A 3,197-nucleotide genomic window follows, 5' to 3' on the forward strand; every position below is an offset into this window, starting at 1 on the left:
GCCGGCGTCCGCGAGCTGCCAGGCCACCCACTCCGCCCACGCACGATCCGGCGTCGCATAACTGACGAACAACCGCCCGCCACCCGCAACAACAGAGTCCCCGCCGTCCACACCGCACCCCCGACCTCACCCAAGTACCACCACCGAGGCTAGAACCACCACCCCCCACCCCGCCCCCACTTCGACACACAACACCCCAAGCCGCATCCCAGAGCAGCCGAGGTTACCGCCAGCCGTCGCGGAGGCTATGGAAATCGCGTGCCGGCAACGAGGTCGGGGATCGTCACCCTGCTCTTGCGGGGTTCGGCCTGAACTTTCACTGGCCCTTGGATGAGCGTCCGGAGCTCTGTCTGCTGTCAGTTTTCGGGGACGGCTTCGAGGAGGTTGGGTACGCCGCAGGCGGTGGCGAGGAGGTCCGCGTAGGCGGTCAGGGTGGCGCGGGCGTCACGCAGTGCGGTGCGGAGTTCTCCGGCCTTGGGCCAGGCCTGTTCGTGGGCGCGGCGGGAGCGGTCGGTGGGGCGGCGGGTCTCCCAGTCCTCCAGGGCGGGGTGCCAGGAGGCGAGCAGGGGGCGGAGGCCGTAGTTGAGCATGGCCACGGCCAGGTAGCCGAAGTTGTACTGGCCGTTCTTCTTGGGCTCGGCGACATCGGGTCCGTACTTGCGCAGTACCTCGCGTGTGGTGTTGAACAGCGAGTACAGGCTGCTCAGCGCTTCCCGCAGCAGGCCCTCGTCCTCACGGAGCGGTACCACCGAGACGCGGGTGACGAGTTCGACGTACAGCTCCCAGGCCGCGCGCCGTTCGGTGTCGTTGGGTTCCCAGGTGCCGGCGATCTCCAACACCCGCAGGTTGAGCTTGACCTCTACGCTCTTTGGTGTCCGCACCATCGTCCGCTCCTTCGCCCGGGGTCTATGACCTGAAGGATTCGCCCCTCGCGGTCACCGTATCGGCACGATTGCGGGGGGAGCGCTGCAACCTCAAAGCGATCGAAGAATTGGAACCTGGCGTGCCTCTATCCGAGGCCGTCCAGCATGCGTGCGTTGTTCAGGGTGTCGGGGTGGTCCTCGCCCAGGACACGGCGCTGCCGGGTCAGAGTGTCCTCGGCGAGGGTGCGGGCCTGTTCGGTTTCGCCGAGCGCGGCCAGCCGGTTGGCGAGGTTGTAGGCGGTGTCCAGGGTGTCGGGGTGGTCCTCACCCAGGACACGGCGCTGCCGGGTCAGAGTGTTGTCGTCGAGGGTGCGGGCCTGTTCGGTTTCGCCGAGATCGGCCAGTTGGATGGCGAGGTTGTAGGCGGTGATCAGGGTGTCGGGGTGGTCGTCGCCCAGGACACGGCGTCGCCGGGTCAAGGTGTCCTCGGCGAGGGTGCGGGCCTGTTCGGTCTCGCCGAGCGCGGCCAGCCGGTTGGCGAGGTTGTTGGCGGCGTTCAGGGTGTCGGGGTGGTCGTCGCCCAGGACACGGCGTCGCCGGGTCAGGGTGTCCTTGCCGAGGGTGCGGGCCTGTTCGGTCTCGCCGAGCGCGGCCAGCCGGTTGGCGAAGGTGCTGGCGGCGTTCAGGGTGTCGGGGTGGTCGTCGCCCTGGATGCGGCGTCGCCGGGTCAGGGTGTCCTCGGCGAGGGTGCGGGCCTGTTCGGTCTCGCCGAGCGCGGCCAGCTGGATGGCGAGGTTGTTGGCGGCGCTCAGGGTGTCGGGGTGGTCGTCGCCCAGGACACGGCGCCGTCGGGCGAGGGTGTCCTCGTACAGGGTGCGGGCGGCAGCCGGGTCGCCGGAGTTGCCGTAGGCGCGGGCCAGGTAGGTGGCGGCCCACAGGGTCTCGTTGTGGTCGGGGCCGAGCGTGCGGGTCCATGTCTGGTGGAGATCTTTCAGGCGTTCCAGGACGGCATGGGGTTGGCCGCGGTCCATCAGATACCAGCACGCGTCGCAGGCCGCGAAGCGTGCGTCGAGGGTGGTGAGGTCAGTGGGTTCGACGGTGAGCAGGTGAGGCAGCAGGTCAGGCCAGCGCGCCCAGGTGCCCGGGTCGGAGGCGTCGCCGGGGTAGGAGGCGGCGAGGAGACGGCTGGCAGCCTCGGCGGCTTGGGTGTGCTGGTCGGGGGTGAGCTGGTCGCGGAGGACGGCTTGGGTGAGGCGGTGCAGTTGGACGGTGCCGGCGTTGATGCGGGCCAGGCCGTGCCGATCCAGTGCGGTCAGCACCCGTTGCACCGTGCGCGGGCCGGCGAGGATGCGGGCCACGGCGTTGTCGCCGGGGTCGTCGGGCAATTTGGAGACGTGAAGGGGGAAGGGGTCGGGGGCCAGGAGGGCGCAGGCGTGCAGCAGGGCGGCGGCGTCGGGGTCCTGGTCGGTCAGGCGTTGGGTACTGAGGCGGATCTGGCCAGCCAGAGAGTACGGATAGCCCAACGGGGCGCCGTTGTCGGTGGCCTCGGCGGCATTGGCGGCGAGCTGGTACAGGTACTGGTCGGGGGTGAACGCGGTCAGTGATTCCGCGGCCTGCACCAAAGCCAGTGGCAAGTCGTCCAGGGCTTCTGCGATCCGGTCGGCGTCCGCCTCGCTCAGATCCGGGGTGCGGGAACGCAGCAGCGTGACGGCCTCCGGGCGGGGCAGGGTGTCGACATCCACCGGAGCGGCAAGGCCGTGCCAGCGAGGGTTGCGGGAAGTGATCAGCACATGCCCCGGCCCGTCCGGCCCATACGGCGCAAGGGCGGCGGGGTCCTCGGCATTGTCGAAAACCAGCAGCCACCGCGACCGCCCCCGCAACTCATCTGCCAGCGCTTCTAGTGCCCCGTCTACGGGTGTGTCGGGTTGGGTGGCGCCGGTCTTGACCGCGAGGACGGCGAGTTGGTCGGGGATGAGGGCGGGGTCTTCGGCATTGATCCACCAGGCCAGCTCGTACTCATTACTGAAGCGATGGGCATATTCAATGGCCAACTGGGTCTTACCGACCCCACCTCGCCCGTTGAACGCCAGCACCGCCACCGTCCCGGCCCCGGTCAACCGCTCCCGAGTACGCACCAGCGCCTCGTCGCGGCCGGTAAAGCCCGTGTTCCGCCGGGGGATGTTCCACACCCGCGGCAGGCTGCTGCCGGGAAGGCGCGGCCCCGACGCCCCTACCCGCTGCAACCTGCCCGCCGTGCCACCCTGTCCCGGAAAGCCTGGATTCGTCGTCGGGGCACCGTCTGCGCCACGCACCGCGCCCAGCAGCGCCTCCCGA

2 protein-coding genes are annotated in these 3,197 nt (G+C 69.8%); both read right to left on the bottom strand.

Annotated elements, in window-relative coordinates; genetic code table 11:
* Nucleotides 1–356: 356 nt before the first annotated feature.
* Complete coding sequence (locus ABZ312_RS44930) at nucleotides 357–884, bottom strand: hypothetical protein (RefSeq protein WP_500440215.1); 528 nt, start codon at nucleotides 882–884, stop codon at nucleotides 357–359.
* A gap of 125 nt (nucleotides 885–1,009) precedes the next feature.
* A complete protein-coding gene (gene fxsT / locus ABZ312_RS44935) occupies nucleotides 1,010–3,052 on the bottom strand; it encodes an FxSxx-COOH system tetratricopeptide repeat protein (protein WP_500440216.1) in 2,043 nt (680 codons plus the stop codon).
* Between the last annotated feature and the right edge of the window lie 145 nt (nucleotides 3,053–3,197).

Source organism: Streptomyces sp. NPDC006207 (assembly GCF_040613835.1).
Lineage (GTDB): Bacteria > Actinomycetota > Actinomycetes > Streptomycetales > Streptomycetaceae > Actinacidiphila.

Excerpts from the sequence above, each read along its gene's own strand:
- ABZ312_RS44930 (WP_500440215.1), bottom strand. The coding sequence starts at position 884 with ATGGTGCGGACACCAAAGAGCGTAGAGGTCAAGCTCAACCTGCGGGTG.